The following is a 23,552-nucleotide window of genomic DNA, read 5'->3' on the forward strand; positions in this document are numbered from 1 at the left end:
CCGCCATGCCAGAACCCACGAGCCTGACCAGCCGCAGAGGACTGCTCTTCGGCACCGCCGCCGTCTCCGCCGGCGTCCTCCTCACCGGCTGCACCAGCAACGAGACCAAGGACGACAAGCCGGCAGCGAACGACCAGCCGGCCGCCGACGACAAGCCCGGCAAGCACGTCACCATCGGCTTCGCCGGCCCCCAGGCCGACCACGGCTGGCTCAACGCCATCAACGACAACGCCAAGAGCCGCGCCAAGAAGTACGCGGACGTCAGCCTGGAGATCACCGAGGGCTCCAACGACACCGCCGCGCAGATCGGCCAGATCGAGACACTGATCAACAAGAAGGTCGACGTCCTGGTCGTGCTGCCCGCCGACGGCAAGGCACTCACCCAGGTCGGCCTCAAGGCGATGCGCGCCGGCATCCCCGTCATCAACCTCGACCGCATCTTCAACTCGCCCCAGGCGTACCGCTGCTGGATCGGCGGCGACAACTACGGCATGGGGCTCAGCGCCGGCCACTACATCGGGGAGAAACTCAAGGGCAAGAGCGACGCCCGGGTCATCGAGCTGGCCGGGATCGACAACCTGGAACTCACCAAGCAGCGCACCCAGGGCTTCGACGCGGCGCTCAAGAACTACCCGAACATCAAGAAGGTCGCCCGCCAGGCTGCCGAGTTCACCGTCGAGACCGGTCAGGCCAAGATGGCGCAACTCCTCCAGGCGCAACCGAAGTTCGACGCGCTGTGGAACCACGACGACGACCAGGGCGTGGGCGCGCTGCGGGCCATCAAGCAGGCGGGACGGGACGGCTTCCTGATGGTCGGCGGGGCCGGCGCGCTCTCCGCCTTCCAGGCCATCGAGGCCGACGACAGCGTCCTGAAGGCCACGGTCCTGTACCCGCCGACCATGGCCGCCTCCGCGATCGACCTCGCCCGCACCCTCGGCCAGGGCAAGGGCATCGGGGGACTGGCCGAGTTCGAGATCCCCGCCTCGCTCACCCTCTACTCCGCCGTCGTCGACAAGGACAACGTCAAGCAGTACATGCCCACCGGCTTCAAGTGAGCCGCCCCCGTTCCAGGGGCCCGGCACGGGGGTCCGGGCCCCTTTCCGCACCGCGCCACGACGACGAGGAGGACATCCGTATGGGACAGCCGCACCGGGGTGACGAGGCCGCGAAGCCCCCACTGCGTGTCGGCATGGTCGGCTACGCGTTCATGGGCGCCGCCCACTCACAGGGCTGGCGCACCGCGGGCCGCGTCTTCGACCTGCCGCTGCGCCCCGTCCTCGCCGCGGTCTGCGGCCGGGACGGAGCGGCGGTGCGGGCGATGGCCGACCGGCACGGCTGGGCGGCGGCCGAGACGGACTGGCGTGCGCTGATCGCCCGGGACGACGTCGACCTCGTCGACATCTGCACCCCCGGCGACAGCCACGCCGAGATCGCGGTCGCCGCGCTGGCCGCGGGCAAGCACGTGCTGTGCGAGAAGCCCCTCGCGAACACGGTCGCCGAGGCGGAGACGATGGCCGCGGCGGCCGCGACGGCCCTCGAACACGGCCGGCTGTCCATGGTCGGGTTCAACTACCGCAGACTGCCCGCCACGGTGCTCGCCCGCTCCATGGTCGCCGAGGGCCGCCTCGGCGCTCTGCGGCACGTACGGGTGACCTACCTCCAGGACTGGCTGGTCGACCCGGACTTCCCGCTCACCTGGCGGCTCCGCAAGGAGGTCGCGGGCTCGGGTGCGCTCGGGGACCTCGGAGCCCACATCGTCGACCTCGCGCAGTTCCTGGCCGGCGAACCGCTCGGCGGGGTGTCCGCGCTCACCGAGACGTTCGTGCGCAGCAGACCGTGGCCCACGGGAGCGTCCAGCGGACTGTCGGCCGTGCCCGAACCGGACGGATCGGCGGGCGGCACGGGCGCCGGTGCGGGTTCCGTCCCCGGTACCGATCCAGGGACGGCAGCCGCGGGCACCCTCCACGGGCCCGGTTCGGGAGCCGTCACCGTCGACGACGCCGCCCTGTTCACCGCCCGCTTCGCCTCCGGCGCCCTCGCCTCCTTCGAGGCCTCCCGCTTCGCGACCGGGCGCAAGAACGCCCTGCGCATCGAACTCAACGGCGAGCGCGGCTCGTTGGCCTTCGACCTGGAGCGCCTCAACGAGCTCTCCTACCACGACCACACCGAGCCCGCCACGCACGCGGGCTTCCGCCGCATCCTGGTCACCGAGCCCGACCACCCCTACCTCGACGCCTGGTGGCCGCCGGGCCACGGCCTCGGCTACGAGCACACCTTCGTGCACCAGGCCCGCGACCTCGTGAGCGCCATCGCCGCCGGCCGCCCGCCCACCCCGTCCTTCGCCGACGGTCTCCAGGTGCAGCGCGTCCTCGCCGCGGTCGAGGAGAGCGCCGAGAAGAACTCCGTCTACACCCCCATCGCGGTCTGAGGAGGCCCCGAATGCCGCGCACCTTCACGCTCTTCACCGGCCAGTGGGCAGACCTGCCCCTCGAAGAGGTCTGCCGCCTGGCCCGCGACTTCGGCTACGACGGACTCGAACTCGCCTGCTGGGGAGACCACTTCGAGGTCGACAAGGCGCTCGCCGACCCGGCGTACGTCGACTCCCGGCGCGCTCTGCTCGACAAGTACGGGCTGACCTGCCGGGCCATCTCCAACCACCTCGTCGGACAGGCCGTCTGCGACGCCATCATCGACGAACGCCACCGCGCCATCCTGCCCGCCCGCATCTGGGGCGACGGCGAGGCCGAGGGCGTACGGCAGCGGGCCGCCGCCGAGATCGCCGACACCGCGCGGGCGGCCGCCACGCTCGGCGTCGACACCGTCATCGGCTTCACCGGCTCGGCGATCTGGCACCTCGTCGCGATGTTCCCGCCCGTCCCCGAGTCGATGATCGAGCGTGGTTACGAGGACTTCGCGACCCGCTGGAACCCGGTCCTGGACGTCTTCGACGCCGAGGGCGTCCGGTTCGCCCACGAGGTCCACCCCAGCGAGATCGCGTACGACTACTGGACCACCCACCGTGCCCTGGCCGCCGTCGACCACCGGCCGGCCTTCGGCCTCAACTTCGACCCGTCGCACTTCGTGTGGCAGGACCTCGACCCGGTCGGCTTCCTGTACGACTTCCGCGACCGGATCTACCACGTCGACTGCAAGGAGGCCCGCAAGCGCCTCGACGGCCGCAACGGCCGCCTCGGCTCCCATCTGCCCTGGGGCGACCCGCGCCGCGGCTGGGACTTCGTCTCCGCCGGCCACGGCGACGTCCCCTGGGAGGACGTCTTCCGCATGCTGCGCTCCATCGGCTACACGGGACCGATATCGGTCGAGTGGGAGGACGCGGGCATGGACCGGCTCCAGGGCGCGCCGGAGGCGCTGAAGCGTCTGAAGGCCTACGACTTCGACCCGCCGTCCGCGTCCTTCGACGCCGCCTTCGCAGGCAACGACTAGGCGGGGCACGGCAGTTGTCCCGTTCCCTTCCGCTGTCGCGCACCACGTGAGGGGCCCTCCCCGCCGGATCTGCGGGGAGGGCCCCTCACCATGCGCCGCCCCGGTGCGGGCGGCCCTCCTCAGCCGACCGGCTGCGGCTGCGGTGTCGAGGTGTCCGCCGTGCTGCGTCCCGGCTGCCGCAGCAGCAGGGCGATCGCGGCCGCCACCATGGAGATGCCGCCCGCCAGCGCGTAGGCGCCGTCGTAGCCCCACGCCGCGACCACCATCGAGCCGAGGCCGCCGCCGAACAGGCCGCTGATCAGCTTGCCGCTGTACACCAGGCCGTAGTTGGTGGCGTTGTAGTTCTCGCCGAAGTAGTCCGGGGTCAGGGCCGCGAACATCGGATAGAAGGCGCCGCCGCCGAACCCGGAGAGGAAGGCGAAGAACAGGAACAGCGCCTCGCTGTGGATGTCACCGGCCCAGATCACACCGAACTGCGCGAGACCGAGGACCACGATGACGAACACCAGGGACTGCTTGCGGCCCCAGGTGTCGGACAGCCAGCCCACCACGCCCCGGCCGACGCCGTTGATGACCGCCATCACGCCCATCGACGACGCCGCCACCAGCGGGCCGAAGCCCACCTCCTTGGCGAAGTCGACCTGGAAGGAGATCCCGAAGATCGACACACCCGCGGTCATCACCAGCGCGACCCACATCAGGGGGAGCATCCCGGTCCTGATGGCCTCCTTGGGCGTGTACTGCTTCACCGCGGGAGGGTTCTTCGCGAGACTCGCGGCCCCCTTCGCACTGCCGCCGTACGTCAGCGGGTCGATGTCCGCCGGCCACCAGTTCTTCGGCGGGTCCTTGAAGAAGAACGCGGAGGCGAACACCACGACCATCACGTAGACACCGATGAGGTCGAGCACCCGGTGGTAGTTGGCGGTGTCGAACGCGTAGTTGAAGATGAAGATGAACGGCAGCGAGCCGTACGCGAAGCCGCCGTTCACGAACCCCGTCTTCGCGCCCCGGCGTTCGGGGAACCACTTGCCGACCATGTTGATGCAGGTCGCGTACACGAGCCCGGACCCGAGACCGCCGACGACGCCGAAGCCGAGGATGGCCAGCAGTACGTTGCCGAGGTGCGACAGGGCCAGGAAGCCGATCGCGCACATCACCGAGCCCACGTACATCGCCCTGCGGGCCGTGAGGATGCCCTTCTCCCGCATCCAGCCCGCCGGGAACGCGATGCCGGCCTGGAAGAACACCCAGACGCTCAGGATCCAGAAGGTGTTGCTCTGCGTCCAGCCGTGCGCGTGGGACAGGGTGTCCTCCGCCGAGCCGAAGGCGTACTCGAAGACACTGATCGCCATCATGGCCGCCCAGGGCAGGTACACCATGAACTTCCGCGAGTGGCCGAGGATGTCCCGGTCGCTCTCGCCGATCCGGTACACGCGGCCCCGGGAGTCGGTGACCTCCCGGTAGGCACGCCGTGAGGCGCCGGAGTCGTCCGGCCGGTCCTTCGCCGCCATGGGTTCCGCCGTCATCACGCCATCTCCTCGCCGAGCGGGTGCGGATTGGGAACGATGCTCCGGGCCTGCGGTCGGCCCGGCGATTTGAGGAACAGGGCCAGTACGGCGGACGCCAGTCCGACGGACCCGGCCAGCACGAAGGCGCCGTGGTAGTCCCACGCGCCGACGACGACCGCGCCCATTCCGGAGCCCACCAGGCCCGAGATCAGCTTCGAGCTGTAGACCATGCCATAGTTGGAGGCGTTGTTGTTCTCACCGAAGTAGTCCGCCGTCATGGCCGCGAACAGCGGGAAGATCGCGCCGCCGCCGAAGCCGGAGACCATGGAGCAGAACAGGAAGAACGGCATGCTGCCCATCTGGCCGGAGATCAGCACCCCGAACTGCGCGGTGCCCAGCACCAGACACACGATGATCAGCGTGTGCCGGCGGCCGGCCCGGTCGGAGATCCAGCCGATGACGCCGCGCCCGGTGCCGTTCACGATGGCCTTCAGGGACATCGCCGTGGCCACGATCCCGCCCGCGAAGCCCATGTCCTTGCCGAACGGCACCTGGAAGGCGATGCCGAAGATGTTGATCCCGGCCGTGCACAGCAGACAGAACCACATCATCCACAGAACGGGGGTACGCGCCGCCTCCCTCGGGGTGTACTGCTTCACGGCCGGCGGGTTCTTCTCCAGCGCCCGGCGGATCTTCGGGTCGTCCGACACCTTCAGCGGGTCCACGTGCGCCGGCCACCAGCCCTTGGGCGGGTCCTTGAAGAACCAGCCGGCCACCGCGACGATCGCGCAGCACAGCAGACCGACGCCCACCAGGACGACCCGGTAGTTGCCCAGGTCCATGTACGAGGTGAACAGGAACACGAAGGGCACGGACCCGTAGGCGAAACCGCCGTTGACGAAGCCCGTCTTGCCGCCCTTGCGCTCCGGATACCACTTGCCCACCATGTTCACGCAGGTCGCGTAGACAAGACCGGCGCCGATGCCGCTGCACATGCCGAAGCCGAGATAGGCGATCGCCACATGGGGCGCGTACGCCAGCGACACATAGCCGAGCAGGGTGCCCAGGGCGCCCAGCAGCATCGCCGTACGGGCCGGCAGCCGGCCGCTCTCGCGCAGCTGCCCGGCGGGGAAGGCCACGGCCGCCTGGAAGAAGATCCAGACACCCATCAGCCAGAAGATGTGTCCGCTGCTCCACAGATGCGCGTCGTGCAGCGTGTCCTCCGCCGAGGTGAACGCGTACTCGGCGGAACTGATGCCCATCATCCCCGCCCAGGGCAGGAAGACCATCCACTTGCGTGTGCGGCCCATGATGTCGACGTCGGACTCGCCGACGCGGTACACCCGGCCGTTGGAATCCGTCACCTCTTGATGGGGGACGGAGGTCGAATAGTCGGTGGTTGTCATGTCGGTCCAGCACCCCTTGCGTCGAAAGATCTGGTCAGCGCCCCCTGCCAAATGCCTTTCGTGCGCTCACGGGTCCCGGGGCCGGCCGACGCGCACCGTCGGCCGTCCCCGCGCACACTCATGTCATCGACGCGCCCCCCAACGGCAGGTGTGGACAGGCCATCTCAGATCACCCCGGTGGACTTGAGAAGCCGCAGTTCCTCTTCGCCCAGGCCGAGTTCACCGATGTAGATCTCCTCGTTGTGCTCGCCGAGGAGCGGGGAGGCGGTGATCTCGACGGGGGAGTCGGAGAGCTTCAGCGGGTTGCCGACGGTGACGTAGGACCCGCGTTCTGGATGCTCGACCTCGACGACCATGTCGTTGGCGGCGAGCGAGGAGTCCTCGATGATCTCCCGGGTGGACAGGATCGGCCCGCACGGGATGTTCTCGGCGTTGAGCCGTTCCAGCACCTCCCACTTGGGCAGGGTGCTGGTCCACTCCTCGATGAGCTGGAACATCTTGGCCAGCTTCGGCAGCCGGGCCCGCGGGGTGGACCACTCGGGGTCGTCGGCGAGTTCGGGCCGGGCGATCAGCCGGGTCAACGGCTGCCAGCCGGCCGGCTGGACGATGACGTAGACGTAGTCGTTGGGTCCGCCGGGCGCGCAGCGCACCGCCCAGCCGGGCTGTCCGCCGCCGGAGGCGTTTCCGGACCGGGGCACCTCGTCGCCGAAGTCCTCGTTCGGATACTCGGCGAGCGGCCCGTGCGCGAGGCGTTGCTGGTCGCGCAGTTTGACCCGGCAGAGGTTGAGGACGGCGTGCTGCATGGCGACGTTGACGCGCTGCCCGCGTCCGGTGCGGGTGCGCTGGAGCAGCGCGGCGAGGACGGCGGCGACGGCGTGGATGCCGGTGCCCGAGTCCCCGATCTGCGCGCCGGTCGCCATCGGAGGGCCGTCCTCGAAGCCGGTGGTGGCCATGGAGCCGCCCATGGCCTGCGCGACCACCTCGTAGGCCTTGAAGGCGGTGTACGGGCCGTCCCCGAAGCCCTTGATGGAGGCGTAGACGATCCGCGGGTTGATCTCGCGGATCCGGTCCCAGGTGAAGCCCATGCGGTCGACGGCTCCGGGGCCGAAGTTCTCCACCATGACGTCCGAGCGGCGGATCAGCTCGGTCAGGAGCTGCTTGCCGCGCTCCGTCTTGGTGTTGAGCGTGATGCTGCGCTTGTTGCTGTTGAGCATCGTGAAGTAGAGGGAGTCGGCGTCCGGGATGTCCCGCAGCTGGGTGCGGGTGATGTCCCCGGCCGGCGCCTCCAGCTTGACCACGTCGGCGCCGAGCCAGGCCATCAACTGGGTCGCCGAGGGGCCGGACTGAACATGTGTCATGTCGAGCACGCGGATGCCTTCGAGAGCCTTGGTCGTCACAGGTCACCTCACTTGTCCGTTGCCTTGGGCCGCCCTGGTGCCGCCGGTGGTCGGGTCCCATCCGGCACATTGCATACAGTCGACGAATACTGTATGAAGATTGTTATCCCGCATCCGCTGGGTGATGTCCAGAGGTCGCGCACCACTTTCAGGACAGGAGCCGAAACATGGACCTGTACGAGCACCAGGCGCGGGAACTCCTCGCGGGACACGGCATCTTGGTGCCCCGCGCCGAGATCACGGACTCGCCCTGCGAGGCCCGCGCCATCGCCCGCCGGCTCGGCGGACCGGCCGTCGTCAAGGCGCAGGTCAGGGCCGGTGGGCGTGGCAAGGCCGGCGGCGTCCGGTTCGCTGCCGACCCGGCCGAGGCGGAACTGATGACCCGGCGGATCCTCGGCACGGACATCAAGGGCCACCCCGTCCGCACCGTGATGCTGGCCCAACCCGTCGACATCGAGGCCGAGTTCTACGTCGCGTACGTCCTCGACCGGACCCGCGGACAGTTCGTCGCCGTCCTGTCCACCGAGGGCGGCACGGAGATCGAGGAGGTGGCCGCGGCCCGGCCGGAGGCGGTGATCCGCGTCCCCGTCGACCCGACGGAGGGCGTCACCCCGGCGAAGGCGGCCGGCATCGTCCGGGCGGCCGGACTGCCCGCGCGGGCCGCCGACGTCCTCGTACGGCTCTGGCAGGTGCTCACCCGCGAGGACGCCCTCCTGGTCGAGGTGAACCCCCTCGCCCTCACCGCCCAGGGCAGGCTCACGGCACTCGACGCCAAGGTCACCCTCGACGACAACGCCCGCTTCCGTCAGACACGCTGGGGCGAGCGGGACGCGGCGCACGACGACCCCTTGGAGGCGTCCGCCGCGGCCAGGGGACTCACCTACGTGAAACTGGACGGCGAGGTCGGCGTCATCGGCAACGGCGCGGGCCTCGTCATGTCCACCCTCGACGTGATCGCGGGCTGCGGCGCCCGTCCCGCCAACTTCCTCGACATCGGCGGCGGAGCCTCCGCCCGGGTCATGTCCGACGGCCTGTCCGTCGTCCTCTCCGACCCGGACGTCGAAGCCGTCCTCGTCAACGTCTTCGGCGGCATCACCGCCTGCGACGCGGTCGCCGGCGGCATCGTGCGGGCCCTCGACGCCGTGCGGCCCACCAAGCCGATCGTCGTCCGGCTCGACGGCAACAACGCCGCGCGCGGCCACGCCGTCCTCGACGACCGCGCCCACCCCCTGGTGCACCGGGCCACCACCATGGACGACGCCGCCCGCCGCGCCGCCCACCTCGCCAACACCACCTGAAGGAGCGGGACATGGCCGTCTTTCTCACCAAGGAGTCCAAAATCCTCGTCCAGGGCATGACCGGAGTCGAGGGCATGCGGCACACCCTGCGCATGCTCGCGGCCGGCACCGACGTCGTCGGCGGCGTCAACCCCCGCAAGGCCGGCCGGACCGTCCGCTTCGACGTCCCCCGGAGCCCCGCGGGCCTCGGCACCGCTCACCGGTCCGTCCCGGTCTTCGGCTCGGTGCGCGACGGCGTCGAGGCGACCGGGGCGGACGTCAGCGTCGTCTTCGTGCCGCCCGCCTTCGCCAGGGCCGCCGTCGAGGAGGCCGCGGACGCCGGCACCGGCCTCGTCGTCGTCATCACCGAAGGCATCCCCGTCCACGACGCGGTCGCCTTCCGCGCCCACGCCGCCGAGCGGGGCACCCGCGTCGTCGGCCCCAACTGCCCCGGCCTGATCACCCCCGGACAGTCCAACGCGGGCATCATCCCCGCCGACATCGCGGGACCGGGCCCCATCGGCCTGGTCTCCAAGTCCGGCACCCTCACCTACCAACTCATGCACGACCTGCGGGACATCGGCTTCTCCACCTGCGTGGGCATCGGAGGAGACCCCGTCGTCGGCACCAGCCACATCGACTGCCTCGCCGCCTTCCAGGACGACCCCGACACCGAACTCGTCGTCCTCATCGGGGAGATCGGCGGCGACGCCGAGGAACGGGCCGCCGCCTTCGTCCGCGACCACGTCACCAAACCCGTCGTCGGCTACGTCGCCGGATTCACCGCCCCCGAGGGCAGGACCATGGGCCACGCCGGAGCCATCGTCTCCGGCTCCTCGGGCACCGCCCGGGCCAAGAAGGAGGCACTGGAGACGGCCGGCGTACCCGTCGGCGACACCCCGACCGAGACCGCCCGCCTGGTCCGCGCCCGGCTGAACACCCCGACCCGGTCCCCCTGAACCCGACGTGACCTCACTCATAGTCGACGTGAGGTGACTCCCGGAAACCGCGCCGCCTCACTACCTTCCCCTTACCCGCGCGACGACTGTTCGCGCGGGCCCGGGCGACCCGCCGCAGGGCGGACGCCGGGCCCCCCGCCCCCGACTGTGCACCGAGAGCGGAGACACCCATGACAACCCTCGACCCCACCCCCGCGGAGCCCCCCAACACTCTCGTCCTCAAGTCCGGAACGTCCTGGACCGACGCCTGGCGGCGCTGCCTCGCCGTCGCACCCGAGGCGTTCCGCGACGACCGCGTCCTCAACCTCTGGAACGCCGCCTGGCAGGCGGACGGCCGGACCCTCACCGCGACCAGCCCCGTGGACGGGGGGCCCATCGCGGGCCCGCCCCGCCTCGACGGCGCCACCGCCCGGCAGGCCGTCGGCGCGGCGCTCGACCAGCACCGCGCCTGGCGCCACGTCCCCCTCGCGGAGCGCCGCGCCCGCGTCGCGGCGACCCTCGACGCCCTCACCGAACACCGCGAACTCCTCGCCCTCCTCCTCGTCTGGGAGATCGGCAAGCCCTGGCGGCTCGCCCAGGCCGACGTGGACCGGGCGATCGACGGCGTGCGCTGGTACGTCGACGGCATCGAGCCCATGGTCGACGGCCGGACCCCGCTCGACGGACCCGTCTCCAACATCGCGAGCTGGAACTACCCGATGAGCGTCCTCGTCCACGCCATGCTGGTGCAGGCCCTGGCCGGCAACGCGGTCATCGCCAAGACCCCCACCGACGGCGGCGTCGCCTGCCTCACCCTCGCCTGCGCCCTCGCTGCCCGCGAGGGAGTCCCTCTCACCCTGGTCAGCGGCAGCGGCGGCGAGCTGTCGGAGGCGCTCGTGCGCGCGCCCGAGATCGGCTGCGTCTCCTTCGTCGGCGGACGCGACACCGGCGCCGCGGTCGCCACCGCCGTCGCCGACCTCGGCAAGCGCCACGTCCTCGAACAGGAGGGCCTCAACACCTGGGGCATCTGGAACCACACCGACTGGGACGCGCTGACCGCCGTCATCCCCAAGCTCTTCGACTACGGCAAGCAGCGCTGCACGGCCTACCCGCGCTTCGTCGTCCAGCGCTCCCTCTTCGACGACTTCCTCACCGCGTACCTCCCCGCCGTCCGCACCCTGCGGACCGGCCACCCCCTCGCCGTCGAGCACCCCGACGACCCCTACCCCTCGCTCGACTTCGGCCCGGTCATCAACGCGGCCAAGGCGAAGGAACTCCACGACCAGGTCGCCGAGGCCATCGACCGGGGTGCCGTCCCGCTGCACCGCGGCAACCCGGCCGACGCGCGCTTCCTGCCCGGCCAGGACACCTCGGCGTACGTCCAGCCCGTCACCCTCCTCAACCCGCCCCCGTCCTCGCCGCTGCACCACGCGGAACCCTTCGGCCCGGTCGACACCATCGTCCTGGTCGACACCGAGGCCGAGCTGCTCGCCGCCATGAACGCCTCGAACGGCGCGCTCGTCGCCACCCTGTCCACGGACGACGAGGCGACGTACGACCGACTCGCCCCGCAGATCCGCGCCTTCAAGGTCGGCCACGGCAAACCCCGCTCGCGCGGCGACCGCGACGAGCTGTTCGGCGGCTTCGGCGCGTCGTGGCGCGGCGCGTTCGTCGGCGGGGAACTCCTGGTCCGCGCGGTCACCCAGGGCCCGCCCGGAGAACGGCTCCCGGGCAACTTCCCGGACCACCACCTCATGCCGTGAGGCGAGGGGCGGCGCCCGTGCGCGGCGCCGCCCCGTCCGCGGCAGGCGCGCTACGCGATGCCCTGCCGGTCCGGCCGCAGCGCGAAGGCGCGGTCCGACGGTTCGGCGACCGTGAGCTGCACGGCCTCCACCAGCAGGGTGCGGTGCCGGAGCAGCGGCTCCCGGCGCTCCTCGGGAGCGACGAGCAGCAGGTCGTCGAGGCCGGCGACCAGACGCCGCGTCACCTGCGGACTGCCCACCGCGCACGCCCGGATCTCCGCGAACGCGAGATCGACCAGCTCCGTCCACCCGGGCACGGGCTGCACCAGCCGCACCGCCCCGCGCCGGTCGCGGTGGAGCGCCGTGTCGAGGGGCCGACGCACGACGGCGGACAGGAACTGCACGATGCGGTCGATCGCCTGCACGGCGGTGGTCGGGTCGTTCACCGCCGCCGACAGCGCCCGCAGTCCGATGTCGGCGAGCTGCCGCAGCCCGAACGAGAAGTCCTGATGGAAGGTCCGCTCCACCCCGACGTTCACCGTGTAGCTCAACGACCGTCGCGAGGGGGCGGCCCCTCCGTGCACGGCGAGCAGCGGCGTGCCCGGTACGACGAAGTCCCCGATCCGCGGGATCAGCCGCAGTACGACGTCCTGCTGCCGGGCCGCCCGCACCAGCCGGGGGATGTTCACGTCGCGCAGCACCCCGGGCCGTCCCTGATGGGCGACCCGCGCGGTCTCCGGCCCGAGCGCGTCCTCCTCGCCGGTCGAACGGGCCACCGGCATCCGCCCGACGAGCTTGAACGCGTCCCGGGTGATGTGGTCGATGACGTGGCTGATGCGCATGAGCCGCAGCGTCTGGTTCACGTACAGCACGAAGAGCAGCAGGCTCAGCCCCAGCATCAGGAGCGTCAGCACCGACTGCACCAACGGGACCGAGGTCACCAGCCGCGCCTCGGCGTTCGACTCGTAGGAGGTGAGCACGAGGAGCGACAGCAGGAACGTCGCGAGGAACACCGCGAACGTCGCCTTGGTGATCCGGCTCCGTACGAAGATACGCACCACCCGCGGGCTGAACTGCCCGCTCGCCATCTGCACGGCGACCAGCGAGATGCTGAAGACCACACCGATGAAGGTCATCATCGCCGAGCTGACCGACGTCACCACGGTCTTGGTGTCCTCGGCCAGCCGCAGCAGGTCGTCGAGCGTGTCGTAGTCCCGCGACCGCTGGAGCGACTCGACGATCGCGGTGTCGATCGCGCCGGCCACCGTCCACACCACGAAGACCAGCACCATGGCCGCGGTGGGCGCGAACCAGAACGTGTCCCGCAGATGCTCCCGCAACGGCGACAACGCTCGCGGCCGACGCCCCTCCGGCAAGCCCCCGGTAGTCATCCAGTCACCCATGGTGAGACTGTAGGCGCACCCCCGTCCCGCCGCGCGGACCCGCTCCGGAGGCCCGGATATGCAGGTGAAGGGCACTCCGAAAGCTTGGTATTGTTGTCCATGTCGCCGCGGGGAACACCCCCGGCCAGGCGGCAGACACCTCGTCCGGGTGGCGGAATGGCAGACGCGCTAGCTTGAGGTGCTAGTGCCCTTTAACGGGCGTGGGGGTTCAAGTCCCCCCTCGGACACAGAGATCATCACCGATGGTGCAGACCGGAACCGGTCTGCACCATCGGTGTTTCCCGGGGCGCTTCGCCCCCGGAAACCTCCTCTCAGGACCCCGATCCCCGCTCCCACAGCCACACCGTCGTGTCGCCCGGCACCGTCACCCGTCCCTTTGCGTCCTCGTCCAGGGGACCGCTGGCCAGGGCCACCTCCGTGTCCCGGGGGAGGGGCTGAGGGGTGGACGACAGGTTGGTCAGGCAGTGGAAGCCGTCCGGGCGGGTGAAGCTCAGGACGTCGGCCGCCGACTCGGTCCACGTCAGGATCTCGGGGAGGTGGGCCAGCCGGGTCCGGCGCAGGGACAGGGCCGTGCGGTAGAGGTTCAGGACCGAGTCCGGGTCGCTCTGTTGGGCGGCCACGGCGAGGCCGTCCCAGTCCGCGGGTTGGGGGAGCCAGGGGCCGGCCGTCGCGCCCGCCGGGGAGAAGCCGAGCGACGGGCCGTCGGCGGTCCAGGGCAGCGGGATGCGGCAGCCGTCGCGGCCCCGGTCGGTGCCGCCGGAGCGGGCGAACGTCGGGTCCTGGAGCAGCTCGTCGGGCAGGTCCTGCACCTCGGGGAGGCCGAGTTCGTCGCCCTGGTACACGTAGACCCCGCCGGGCAGGGCCAGGGTGAGCAGGGCCGCGGCGCGGGCCCGGCGCCGGCCCAGCTCCGTGTCGCTCGGGTCCAGCAGCCGCTTGTCGGACATGTCGAAGGACGTGTCCTCGCGGCCGTAGCGGGTGACATGCCGGATGGTGTCGTGGTTGGCCAGCACCCAGGTCGGCGGGGCGTCGACCGGCGCGTGCGCGGCGAGGGTGCCGTCGACCACCTCGCGCAGCACCCGCGCGTCCCAGGGGGCGCACAGGATCTCGAAGTTGAACGCGGAGTGCAGCTCGTCGGGGCGCAGGTAGCGGGCGAACTGTTCGGCGGTAGGCAGCCACACCTCGCCGACGAAGGTGCGCTCCCCGTCGTAGGCGTCGAGGATCTTGCGCCAGGAGCGGTACACCTCGTGGACGTCGTCGACGTCCTGGTACGGGAGGTCCGTCGCGTCGGGGGCGGTGCCGACGTCCGGCAGGCCGGGCTTCTTGGCGAGGCCGTGGGCGACGTCGATCCGGAACCCGTCGACCCCGCGGCGCAGCCAGAAGTGCAGGATGTCCTCGAACTCGGCTCGCACCGCGGGGTGTTCCCAGTTCAGGTCGGGCTGCTGCGGCGCGAACATGTGCAGGTACCAGTCGCCGGGCGTGCCGTCGGCCTCGACGACGCGGGTCCAGGCGGGCCCGCCGAAGTACGACTGCCAGTCGTTCGGCGGGAGTTCGCCGTGCGCGCCGCGTCCGGGCACGAACCAGAAGCGGTCGCGTGCCGGTGCCTGCGGGCCCCCGGCGAGTGCCTCCTGGAACCAGGGGTGGCGGTCGGAGCAGTGGTTGGGCACGAGGTCGACGATGACGCGCAGGCCCTGCGCGTGGGCCTCGCCGATCAGGGACTCGGCCTCGGCGAGGGTGCCGAAGACGGGGTCGATGTCCCGGTAGTCGGCGACGTCGTAGCCCCCGTCGGCCATGGGGGAGACGTACCAGGGGGTGAACCACAGGGCGTCCACGCCGAGTTCACGCAGATACGGCAGCCGGTCCCGGGCGCCGGCCAGATCGCCGACGCCGTCGCCGTTGCCGTCGGCGAAGCTGCGGACGTAGATCTGGTAGATCGCGGCGTGTCGCCACCAGGGGGCGGCGGTACGAGGCGCGCGCTCGGTCACGTGGACTCCTTTGCGTTGCTTGCTGCGTGTGCCGGGTGGAGCTGGGCGGGCCCGGCCCGCGGGGCGTTGCGACCGGGCCCGCGTACGGGGCGGCTACCAGCCGGAGTTGCCGGAGCCGCGGTTGACGGTGAAGCCGCCCGCGAGGTTCAGACCGCCGGACGCCGTGCCGGTCACGGTCACCCCGGAGAAGGTGCCGGAGCCCGCGGAGTTGATCTCGATGCCGTACGAACCGGTCCTGTCGATGGTGAGGTTGCTGACGGTGAGGTTGCTGACGGTCTTCTGGTAGGAGATGAGGACCCCGCTGTAGGTGGAGTCGAGGATCGTGTTGTCGGTGACGTTCACCGGTGCGGTGATGTCGGAGGCGTCGGCGTAGATCCACAGGGCGCCGAACTTGCTCTGCCAGTTGGGCTCGTAACCGCCCGTCCTGGTCAGGGTGTTGCGGGCGACCGACGTGGTGCCGGCGAAGGGCAGCGGGGCCGGGTTGAAGTTGCGGGTGCTGATCGCGATGCCCGCGGAGGCGGTGACCGTGTCGGAGATCAGGTTGTCCTCGATGCGGTTGCCGTTGCCGCCGTAGATCGCCGCGCCGTTGGCGAGCAGCGGGAGCTGGACCGTGTTGAAGCGGTAGGCGGAGTCGGTGACGGCCTGGGCCTCGGAGAACATCGCGAGCGCGTCGTCACCGGTGTTGCGGATGCTGGAGTTGGAGATCTCGGTGCCGGCGGTGCCCTTGTGGAGGTTGACGCCGTCGGCGAACGTGTCGCGGATGCGCAGGCCGCTCGCGTACAGGCCGTTGGTGGGGGCGTCGATCCACAGGCCGACCTTGGTGTGCTCGATCCAGACGTTCTGGACGGTGGAGCCGCTGCCGAAGTCGCCCTCGACGGCGGTGTCGAAGCCCGCGTCGTCCCGGTAGGCGACGTCTCCGGAGATGCTCAGGTCCTGCACGGTGTTGGTGCCGCCCTGGCCGAACAGGCCGCCCTTGCCGTTCTTGCCGCGCAGGACGGTGTACCACTCGCCCGCGCCGCGCAGGGCGATGCCCGTGAGGTTGACGTGCCCGGAGATGTCGTACGTGCCGGACGGCAGCCAGAGTCCCTTGCCCTGGCTCTTGGCGGTGCCGACGGCGGAGTTGAGCGCCGCGGTGTCGTCCGAGCCGTCGTCGGCGGTCACGCCGAGCGTGGTGGCGGAGACGAATCCGGCGGGCATGGCGTAGGCGGCGGGCGCCGTCTCCGTCTCGACGAGATCGAGGGTGTACGAGGCGGCCGTGTCCGCCGCGTCCTTCTGGAACTTGAGCACGGTGCCCGCCGGGAGGGTGCTCGCCAGCCGGACGTGGACCTCGTCGAAGAAGTGGTGCCCGGAGCCCTGCGAGGGGTCGTTGTTGTAGGGGTAACCGCCGTACACCCAGCTGTACTTGTTCGTCAGGGTGAGGTCGCGGAGATGGGTTCCGGCGGAGTACAGGCTCAGGGGCGTCTGGTAGGCGGAGCCCGAGGCGCTGTCCGGGATCGAGTAGCGCAGGGTGAGGGCGTTGGCCGGCTTCGACAGGGTGAACTGGACGTACTCGCCGGTCTGGTCGAGGACGACGGCCCTGCGTCCCGAGGCCTCCGAGGCGGTCTTCAGGTAGGTGCGGTCGGGTCCGAGGACGGAGCCGTTGGTGCTGCCGCTCTCCGCCTCGTACGTCGTGTACGGGACGGTGGCGCCGCGGGTGGCGCTCGCGGCGGCGGTGGTGATGTTCAGGCCGTCGAGCTGGAGGTTGCCGTTGTCGCCGGACTCCTTGCGCAGCGTGACGTTGTTGAGGCCGGCCCGCAGCGGCGCGTCGGTCGCCAGGGTCTTCCAGTCGCCGGAGGTGGCGGGCAGGGTGAGCCTGCGGACGGTGAGGCCGTTCGCGACCAGGGTGATCGTCGCGGCGGTGGCGTCGGGCGTCCGGTAGCGCACGTCGAAGGAGTAGCTCTTCGCCTCGGCCGCGTTGACGGCGAAGGCGGCGCGGGCCCCGGTGGTGCCGAACCCGGTGAGGTATCCGCTGCCCGTGTAGCCCGACACCGAGGAGGCCTTGGCGGGGCCGCCGGAGGCGAACGCCTTCTCCGCCTCGTGCGTCACGCTGCCCGTGGGGGCGGTGGGCGTGGTGGCGACGACGTTGTCGAGGTTGATGTTCCCGCTGTCGGAGGACGTGAAGGTCAGGGCGACGGTGTTGCTGCCCGCCTGGTAGGTGAGCGCCTCGTCGGTGGTGGACCAGGTGTCCCAGTTCGCGGTGGCGGGGAGGCTGATCTGCCGGACCTTGCTGCCGTTGACGTACAGGCTGAGCGTCATGACGGCGGTGGTGCCGTTGGCGTACCGGATCTTGAGGGACCCGCCGCCCGCCACCGCCGAGGAGACGGTGAACGACGTGGACGCGGTGCCCTTGTGGCTGTCGGTGTAGCCGCCGACGTAGCCGGTACCGGTGTAGCCGGGGTGCTCGGTCTCGGTGACCGCCCCGCCGGTGCGGGTGGCCGACTCGGCTTCCAGCGTGGTGGACGCGGCGTGGGCCCTGGGTGCGGCGACCACGCAGAGGAGCGCGGCCAGCAGGGCGAGGAGCAAGGGGGGAACGAGTGCTCTGCTGAGGATTCCCGGTGATCGTGACATGGCGATCTGTCCTTCCGTCGGGGCGGCTCGCCCGTGGGGGTTCGGTTCGGACGGGAACGGGCTGCCCGGTCGCGGGCAGCGCTCGGCCGGGGAGCGGGCCGAGGGGATCGGGGGAGGAGGGAGACGTGCCGGTGGCGACCGGCTGACCGGTGTCAGCCCTTGAGGCTGCCGGCGGTGAGGCCCGTGATGATGTGGCGCTGGAAGACGAGGAACAGCACCAGCAGGGGGACGGAGGCCATGACCATCCCGGCGAGGAGCTGGTTGGCCGGCATGAACTCCGCGAGACGGCCGAGGGCGACGGTGATCGGCTGCTTCGACGGCTCGGGCAGCACGAGCATCGGCCAGAGGAAGTCCTTCCAGACGCCGACCACCGCGAAGATGGAGACGACGGCCAGGACCGGACGGGACAGCGGCAGCACGATCGACACGAGGACGCGGACCGGTCCCGCGCCGTCGATGCGCGCCGAGTCGAGGAGCTCGCCCGGGATCTGGTCGAAGAACCGCTTCAGGATGAAGATGTTGAAGGCGTTGGCCGACGCCGGGAGCCAGATCGCGAAGGGCGTGTTGATGAGGTTGACGTGCACGAGCGGCACGTCGGTCACGGTCAGATACGTCGGGACGAGCAGCGCCGACACCGGCAGCATCAGGGTCGCCAGCATCATCCCGAGGACGATGTTGCCGAGCGCCGGGCGCAGCTTGGACAGGGCGTAGGCGGCGGACACGTCGATGACGAGCTGGAACAGCCAGGCGCCGAGGGCGAGCAGCAGGGTGTTGAGGAAATAGGTGCCGAGGCCCACGTTGGTCCAGGCGTCGGCGTACGCCTCGGGGTGCCAGGTGTGGGGCAGCAGCGTCGGATTCGGGTCGGCCAGTTCCGCCGAGGACTTCAGCGCGCCGGTCGCCATCCAGTAGAGGGGGAAGACGAAGGCGAGGGTGAAGCCGGTCAGGGTGAGGGTGAGGACGGTGCGGTAGAGGATCCTGCCGGTGCGGCGGGTCATCTCGGTGGGCGCGATCAGGGTGCGTTCGGCGGTGCCGGCCATGTCGGTTCCTCTCAGCCCTTGGTCCGGGTCAGCCGGAGATAGACGGCCGCGAAGGTGCCGAGCACCACGAAGAGCACGGTGCTCATGGCGCTGGCCATGCCGAAGTCGTTGTAGATGAACGCGTAGCGGTAGAGCAGCAACAGGACGGTCACCGTGGCGTCGTCGGGGCCGCCGCCGGTGAGGACGTACGGCTCGATGAAGACCTGCATCGTCCCGATGACCTGGAGCAGCAGCGTGATCATCAGGATGAACCGCATCTGCGGCAGGGTGACGTGCCACAGGCGTCGCCGGATGGACGCGCCGTCGATCTCCGCCGCCTCGTACAGCTCGCCGGGGATGCCGCCGAGCGCCGCCAGGTAGATCAGCGTGGTGGTGCCCATGTTGGCCCAGGTCGAGACGAGGACCAGCGAGATCATCGCGAGGTTCTCCGACTCCAGCCACTGCTGCGGCGGCAGGTGCACGAGCTCCAGCGCGTTGTTGAAGAGGCCCGGCCCCGGATCGTAGAACCAGCGCCACAGCAGCATCGTCACGATCGGCGGGAGCATCACCGGCAGGTAGACGGTCATCCTCAAGTACGCCCGGCCGTGCCGGAGTTCGTTCAGGACGACCGCGGTGAAGAAGGGGGCCGCGAAGCCGAAGACCAGCGCGAGCAGGGTGAAGTAGCCGGTGTTGCGCCACGCGGTGACGAACAGGGGGTCCTCGAAGAGCCGCCGGAAGTTGTCCCAGCCCACCCACTCGGCGGGCTGGGCGAACGTGACCTGCTGGAAGCCGAGCAGCCAGCCGCGGACGATCGGGTACCAGGAGAACAGTGCGAAGCAGAGCACCCCCGCGGTCAGGAAGGCGTACGCGACGAGGTTCTCGCGGATCCGCCGGCGCCGCCGGGACGGGGTCGTCCCGCTCGGCGCGGACGGTCCCGCGTTCTTCCGGGCGGGGAGCGGATCCGTCCGAGTCGGCCGCTCCCGCGCGGAGTTCGGGGTCGGGGTGAGGGGCTGCACGGTCATGTCACTTGACCGTGGCGAGTATCGAGTCGACCCTCTTCGCGGCGTCGCCCAGCAGGTGGTCGATGTCCGCGTTCTCGCGGGTGAGCACCGCCTGCATGACGCTGTCGAGGACGGTGTAGATCTGCTGGGCGTTCGGCGGCTCGACCTTCTGCGTCAGACCGCTGTTGCGCTCCATGAACGGCTTGTAGTTCTCCTGTGGGACGGTCGCGTACCGCGCGTGGACCGCGTCCACCTTGGCCTGTGTCGACGCGGTGAAGAGCCGGTCGAGCGGCAGGCCGATGGGCACGTCACCGCCCTTGGCCCGCTTGTCGTCGTGCTGGGTGCGCTCGGGGTTGAGGTACTTCCACTGGATCCACCGGACGCCGGCCTTGATCTGCTCCGGCGAGGCCTTGGGGTTGAACATGAAGCCGTTGCCGCCGCCCAGGGTCGCGGTGCCGGGCATGGCGGCCACGCCGAACTCGGCGTACTTGCGCTCGAACTGCTTGACGATGGTGGGGATGTTGTCGGGGCCCGCCATGTAGATGCCGAGCTTGCCGGAGCCCATCATCTTCTGGACGTCCTCGATCTGGAGCAGTTGCCGGGTGCCCATGGTGCGGTCGGTCCAGCGCATGTCGTGCAGGTGGGTCAGCGCCTGCCGTCCCGCGTCACTGTCGAACGCGGCCTTCCAGTGGCCCCCTTGGCGGGTGGCGATGTCGCCGCCGAGCGAGTACACCCATGACGTGAGGTGCCAGCCGCCCTGGTTGTTCTTGCTGTAGTCGGCGTATCCCACGATGCCGTCGCCGAGTGCGGTGATCCGCCGTGCCGCCTCCCGGACCTCGTCCCAGGTGGTCGGGGGCTTGTCGGGGTCGAGTCCGGCCTTCTTGAACAGGTCGCGGTTGTAGATCAGTCCGAGCGAGTACTGGCCGTTCGGCAGGCCGTAGATCTTGCCGTCGGGTCCGGTGAAGACCTTCTTGAACGCGGGAGCGACGTCCTCGACGTACGGAACTCCCTTGAGGTACGGGGTGATGTCGGCGCCCTGACGGCGCTGGATGAGGCCGGAGGGATCGGTGAAGTAGACGTAGTACACGTCCTCCAACTGGCCGCCGGCGAGCTTCGCCGAGAAGGTCTTGGGGTCCATGTAGCCCTCGCGGGCATCGATCTTGATGTTCGGGTGACTCTTCTCGAAGTCCCGGACGTCCTGCTCGTACCACTTGCGGTCGACGGGCTGCGTCTTCGGCGGCATGCCGTTCACGGAGATCGTCACCTTGCCGCCCTTGCCCTCGGACGACGAGGAGCCGCCGCATGCGGACAGCCCGAGGGCGAGTGTCGACGCGATACCCGCACCGACGAAGCCGCGGCGGGAAAGAGAGTCGGCCATACGATCAGCGCCTTCCTGAAGTGAGCCCGGGGACGCCGGTTCCCGAGCAGCAGCGATGACGCAGACCGTAAAAGCTGTCACGCAAATCGTCAATGAAAGTACGCAAAAAATTGATCGTGCTGACGAAGTCGTCTGACGCGGTGTGGCTAGCGCGGGCGGGCGGCGGTTGATCCGCGCACGATCAACTCCGTGCCGAAGAGAAGGGGTTCGGCCGGTGGCGGCTGCCCGTTGAGCTGGGTGACGAGCGCGGTGATCGCCGCGTCGGCCATCGCCTGCACCGGCTGCCGCGCGGTCGTCAGGGGCGGATCGGTGGCGACCATGAACAGCGAGTCGTCGAACCCCACGACGGAGAAGTCGTCCGGCACGGCCAGGCCCTGGCGCCGTGCTCCGCGGATCACGCCGAGCGCCAGGGCGTCGCTCGCGCACACCACTGCGGTGACGCCCTGGGCGGCGAGTTGGGGCACCGCCGTGGCGCCGCCCTCCATCGAGAACATCGTGTGCGCCACCCAGCCGTGCCACTGCTCCGGCGGTACTCCGCGGGCCCGCCAGAAGGCCGCGTACCCGGCGAGCTTCCTGGCCGAGGGGACATGTCCGATCGGTCCCGCGACCAGACCGATCCGCTCGTGCCCCAGGGCGGTGAGGTGCGTCAACGCCTGGTCGGCGGCCTGCGCGTCGTCCGCCGAGACCTGCGCCAGGCCGCGGTTCTCGTCGGCCGCGTTGATCAGGACCAGCGGGGTCCTGCGGTCGCGCAGCGCCCTGCTCTGCTCGGGGCCGGCGTCGGCGTAACTGGACCCGACGAAGACGATGCCGCCGATGTTCTGCCCCAACAGCCGCTGGATGTAGTGGGCTTCGGAGGAGCCGTCCGCGGTGCGGGTGCAAAGGACGGGTATCAGTCCCTGCTTGTTCAGGCGTCCGGCGAGCGCCTCCGTGAACGCGGGGAACACGGGGTTCTGCAGTTCGGGCACCACCAAGCCGACCAGTGGCGCGCGTTCGGTCCGGCCGGCCGCGGGGCGCTCCAGGCCGAGCACGTCGAACGCCCTGAGCACCTTGTCCCGGGTGGCAGGCGCCACGACCGAACTCCCGCTCGCCACACGGCGGACGGTCACTTCACTGACGCCGGCGAACGCGGCCACCTCGGAGAGTCTCGTTGTCACACGGGTACTGTACAACTGTCTCCGCAAAACCGAATCAGATCTACGCAAGAAAGCGACAGTAATGGTGTGCGGGTGATCGGGCCGATGATCCGGGCGGGTGCGCACCCGCCCGGCCGGCCAACGGGCGGCCGACTGCCGCCCGTCGGCGGTCGACGCGAACCCGACGGACGGATGATCCCGACGGCTCTCGGGGGCGCGTCCCTGTTCACGGCCCGCGGTGCGGGTACAACCGACCCATGGCGCTTGAACGGTTCATCGGCATCGACCTCGCCTGGGCCCACGGCGGAGCCCGGGCCCGGCCGAACGAGACGGGTGTCGCCGTCATCGACGGACGGGGGGAGGTCCTCGACTGCGACTGGACCCGGGGGATCGACGAGACGGCGGAGTGGATCGCGTCGGTGGCGACGGAGCGGGCGTCCTGCCTCGCCTTCGTCGACGCCCCGCTCGTGGTGGACAACCCGTCCGGGCAGCGGCCGTGCGAACGGGAGGTCGGCCGTCGCTACGGGCGCTGGAAGGTGAGCGCGAACAGCACGAACACGGCTTCCCCGCGGCTCGCCGGTGTGCTGCTCCTCGAGCGGCTGCGAGCGGCGGGCTGGAGGTACGACGACGGCCTGGGCGGCCCGCCGGACGACGGGGGCGCGCTGTCCGAGTGCTACCCGTACACGACGCTGGTGGGCGCGCCCGAGCTGGGCTACCCGCTGCGGCGGCCGCCGTACAAGCGGCGTCCCGCGAGCGTGCCGACGGCACAATGGCGCGCGGTGCGGGCGGAGGTCTGCGACGAGCTGATCGCGCGCCTGGCGGGTCTCGCGACGGCGGACCCTCCGTTGCGCCTCGCGTCGCACCCGGTCGCGCGCGCCCTGCTCGACGAACCGACACCCGAGGCGGCCGGAGCCTACAAGCACCGCGAGGATCTCATCGACGCGCTGCTGTGCGCGTGGACGGCTTCCCTGTGGGCTCGCCACGGTCTGACGCGCTGCCAGGTGCTCGGTCCGGGTGAATCCGACGTCCGGCATCCCGGGGACGGCGTGGCCACGATCATCGCGCCCGCCCGGCCGGAGCAGCGACGGGACGCCGCCGGGCGGTGAATCGGGGGCGGAGCCGCCGACGGCTCCGGCCGGCTGGACAAGGAACGGCCGACGGTTCAAGAATGCTGGTTCCTGGATACCGTATGCATCATCCTGTACGCGTGTCCGCGCGGTGTCCCTCCGTCCCGGAAGGCGGCTCCCGAGTCGCGCGCCGTGGCCGGGGGCGCCTGAGGCGCGGGCCCACAGGTCGGAGAGCCGGCAGGCCCCGCGCCCG

17 protein-coding genes and 1 tRNA gene are annotated in these 23,552 nt (G+C 70.6%); 8 read left to right on the forward strand and 10 right to left on the reverse strand.

What is annotated here, in order from left to right:
* Positions 1 to 5 precede the first annotated feature (5 nt).
* From AB0C62_RS26405 to AB0C62_RS26415, 3 genes are all read left to right on the forward strand, one after another.
* On the forward strand, positions 6 to 1,055 hold the full coding sequence (locus tag AB0C62_RS26405) for a substrate-binding domain-containing protein (RefSeq protein WP_362977129.1): 1,050 nt from the start codon (positions 6 to 8) through the stop codon (positions 1,053 to 1,055).
* 80 nt (positions 1,056 to 1,135) lie between these two features.
* Entirely contained in the window at positions 1,136 to 2,428 is a 1,293-nt protein-coding gene (locus AB0C62_RS26410; RefSeq protein ID WP_362977131.1) for a Gfo/Idh/MocA family oxidoreductase, read from the forward strand.
* 11 nt (positions 2,429 to 2,439) lie between these two features.
* Entirely contained in the window at positions 2,440 to 3,444 is a 1,005-nt protein-coding gene (locus AB0C62_RS26415; RefSeq protein ID WP_362977133.1) for a sugar phosphate isomerase/epimerase family protein, read from the forward strand.
* A gap of 119 nt (positions 3,445 to 3,563) precedes the next feature.
* On the opposite strand, the gene AB0C62_RS26420 is transcribed toward AB0C62_RS26415, so the two are convergent.
* The 3 genes from AB0C62_RS26420 to frc all read right to left on the reverse strand — a co-directional run bounded on the left by AB0C62_RS26420 (position 3,564) and on the right by frc (position 7,755).
* Positions 3,564 to 4,970: an OFA family MFS transporter gene (locus tag AB0C62_RS26420; RefSeq protein ID WP_362977135.1), complete on the reverse strand. Its 1,407-nt coding sequence runs from the start codon at positions 4,968 to 4,970 to the stop codon at positions 3,564 to 3,566.
* Positions 4,970 to 6,358: an OFA family MFS transporter gene (locus tag AB0C62_RS26425; protein WP_362977137.1), complete on the reverse strand. Its 1,389-nt coding sequence runs from the start codon at positions 6,356 to 6,358 to the stop codon at positions 4,970 to 4,972. The genes AB0C62_RS26420 and AB0C62_RS26425 overlap by 1 nt, the downstream gene beginning before the upstream one ends.
* Positions 6,359 to 6,522: 164 nt before the next feature.
* Positions 6,523 to 7,755 (reverse strand): formyl-CoA transferase, encoded by a 1,233-nt coding sequence (frc, locus tag AB0C62_RS26430; protein ID WP_362977139.1) that lies wholly within the window; start codon positions 7,753 to 7,755, stop codon positions 6,523 to 6,525.
* Positions 7,756 to 7,922: 167 nt separating this feature from the next.
* On the opposite strand from frc, the gene sucC reads away from it, so the two are divergent.
* From sucC to AB0C62_RS26445, 3 genes are all read left to right on the forward strand, one after another.
* Positions 7,923 to 9,053: an ADP-forming succinate--CoA ligase subunit beta gene (gene sucC / locus AB0C62_RS26435; protein WP_362977141.1), complete on the forward strand. Its 1,131-nt coding sequence runs from the start codon at positions 7,923 to 7,925 to the stop codon at positions 9,051 to 9,053.
* 11 nt (positions 9,054 to 9,064) lie between these two features.
* Positions 9,065 to 9,991 carry a succinate--CoA ligase subunit alpha gene (gene sucD, locus AB0C62_RS26440; RefSeq protein WP_362977143.1) on the forward strand — a complete coding sequence of 309 codons (927 nt, stop codon included), beginning with the start codon at positions 9,065 to 9,067 and terminating at the stop codon, positions 9,989 to 9,991.
* A gap of 170 nt (positions 9,992 to 10,161) precedes the next feature.
* Entirely contained in the window at positions 10,162 to 11,733 is a 1,572-nt protein-coding gene (locus AB0C62_RS26445) for an aldehyde dehydrogenase family protein (protein ID WP_362977145.1), read from the forward strand.
* Between the two features lie 50 nt (positions 11,734 to 11,783).
* On the opposite strand, the gene AB0C62_RS26450 is transcribed toward AB0C62_RS26445, so the two are convergent.
* Positions 11,784 to 13,103, reverse strand: a complete 1,320-nt coding sequence (locus AB0C62_RS26450) for a DUF2254 domain-containing protein (RefSeq protein ID WP_362977248.1) — start codon at positions 13,101 to 13,103, stop codon at positions 11,784 to 11,786.
* Positions 13,104 to 13,257: 154 nt separating this feature from the next.
* On the opposite strand from AB0C62_RS26450, the gene AB0C62_RS26455 reads away from it, so the two are divergent.
* A tRNA-Leu gene (locus tag AB0C62_RS26455) sits at positions 13,258 to 13,342 on the forward strand.
* A gap of 84 nt (positions 13,343 to 13,426) precedes the next feature.
* Here the strand turns inward: AB0C62_RS26455 and AB0C62_RS26460 are convergent.
* From AB0C62_RS26460 to AB0C62_RS26485, 6 genes are all read right to left on the reverse strand, one after another.
* The gene (locus AB0C62_RS26460) at positions 13,427 to 15,097 is read right to left on the reverse strand and encodes a glycoside hydrolase family 13 protein (protein WP_362977147.1); all 1,671 of its coding nucleotides are present in this window, start codon (positions 15,095 to 15,097) and stop codon (positions 13,427 to 13,429) included.
* A 93-nt stretch (positions 15,098 to 15,190) separates the two neighbouring features.
* Entirely contained in the window at positions 15,191 to 17,704 is a 2,514-nt protein-coding gene (locus tag AB0C62_RS26465; protein WP_362977149.1) for a CBM35 domain-containing protein, read from the reverse strand.
* A gap of 152 nt (positions 17,705 to 17,856) precedes the next feature.
* On the reverse strand, positions 17,857 to 18,741 hold the full coding sequence (locus AB0C62_RS26470) for a carbohydrate ABC transporter permease (RefSeq protein WP_362977151.1): 885 nt from the start codon (positions 18,739 to 18,741) through the stop codon (positions 17,857 to 17,859).
* Positions 18,742 to 18,752: 11 nt separating this feature from the next.
* A complete protein-coding gene (locus tag AB0C62_RS26475) occupies positions 18,753 to 19,742 on the reverse strand; it encodes a sugar ABC transporter permease (RefSeq protein WP_362977153.1) in 990 nt (329 codons plus the stop codon).
* A gap of 1 nt (position 19,743) precedes the next feature.
* Positions 19,744 to 21,099, reverse strand: a complete 1,356-nt coding sequence (locus tag AB0C62_RS26480) for an extracellular solute-binding protein (RefSeq protein WP_362977155.1) — start codon at positions 21,097 to 21,099, stop codon at positions 19,744 to 19,746.
* Positions 21,100 to 21,245: 146 nt separating this feature from the next.
* Complete coding sequence (locus AB0C62_RS26485) at positions 21,246 to 22,253, reverse strand: LacI family DNA-binding transcriptional regulator (RefSeq protein WP_362977157.1); 1,008 nt, start codon at positions 22,251 to 22,253, stop codon at positions 21,246 to 21,248.
* Between the two features lie 236 nt (positions 22,254 to 22,489).
* On the opposite strand from AB0C62_RS26485, the gene AB0C62_RS26490 reads away from it, so the two are divergent.
* Positions 22,490 to 23,338 carry a DUF429 domain-containing protein gene (locus AB0C62_RS26490; protein WP_362977159.1) on the forward strand — a complete coding sequence of 283 codons (849 nt, stop codon included), beginning with the start codon at positions 22,490 to 22,492 and terminating at the stop codon, positions 23,336 to 23,338.
* The last annotated feature ends 214 nt before the right edge of the window (positions 23,339 to 23,552 follow it).

Origin of the sequence: Streptomyces sp. NPDC048643, assembly GCF_040650615.1 — a bacterium.
GTDB lineage: Bacteria > Actinomycetota > Actinomycetes > Streptomycetales > Streptomycetaceae > Streptomyces.

Coding starts and splice junctions, on each gene's coding strand:
- AB0C62_RS26405 (WP_362977129.1), top strand. CDS start 6: ATGCCAGAACCCACGAGCCTGACCAGCCGCAGAGGACTGCTCTTCGGC.
- AB0C62_RS26410 (WP_362977131.1), top strand. CDS start 1,136: ATGGGACAGCCGCACCGGGGTGACGAGGCCGCGAAGCCCCCACTGCGT.
- AB0C62_RS26415 (WP_362977133.1), top strand. CDS start 2,440: ATGCCGCGCACCTTCACGCTCTTCACCGGCCAGTGGGCAGACCTGCCC.
- AB0C62_RS26420 (WP_362977135.1), bottom strand. CDS start 4,970: ATGACGGCGGAACCCATGGCGGCGAAGGACCGGCCGGACGACTCCGGC.
- AB0C62_RS26425 (WP_362977137.1), bottom strand. CDS start 6,358: ATGACAACCACCGACTATTCGACCTCCGTCCCCCATCAAGAGGTGACG.
- sucC (WP_362977141.1), top strand. CDS start 7,923: ATGGACCTGTACGAGCACCAGGCGCGGGAACTCCTCGCGGGACACGGC.
- sucD (WP_362977143.1), top strand. CDS start 9,065: ATGGCCGTCTTTCTCACCAAGGAGTCCAAAATCCTCGTCCAGGGCATG.
- AB0C62_RS26445 (WP_362977145.1), top strand. CDS start 10,162: ATGACAACCCTCGACCCCACCCCCGCGGAGCCCCCCAACACTCTCGTC.
- AB0C62_RS26450 (WP_362977248.1), bottom strand. CDS start 13,103: ATGACTACCGGGGGCTTGCCGGAGGGGCGTCGGCCGCGAGCGTTGTCG.
- AB0C62_RS26465 (WP_362977149.1), bottom strand. CDS start 17,704: ATGTCACGATCACCGGGAATCCTCAGCAGAGCACTCGTTCCCCCCTTG.
- AB0C62_RS26470 (WP_362977151.1), bottom strand. CDS start 18,741: ATGGCCGGCACCGCCGAACGCACCCTGATCGCGCCCACCGAGATGACC.
- AB0C62_RS26475 (WP_362977153.1), bottom strand. CDS start 19,742: ATGACCGTGCAGCCCCTCACCCCGACCCCGAACTCCGCGCGGGAGCGG.
- AB0C62_RS26480 (WP_362977155.1), bottom strand. CDS start 21,099: ATGGCCGACTCTCTTTCCCGCCGCGGCTTCGTCGGTGCGGGTATCGCG.
- AB0C62_RS26490 (WP_362977159.1), top strand. CDS start 22,490: ATGGCGCTTGAACGGTTCATCGGCATCGACCTCGCCTGGGCCCACGGC.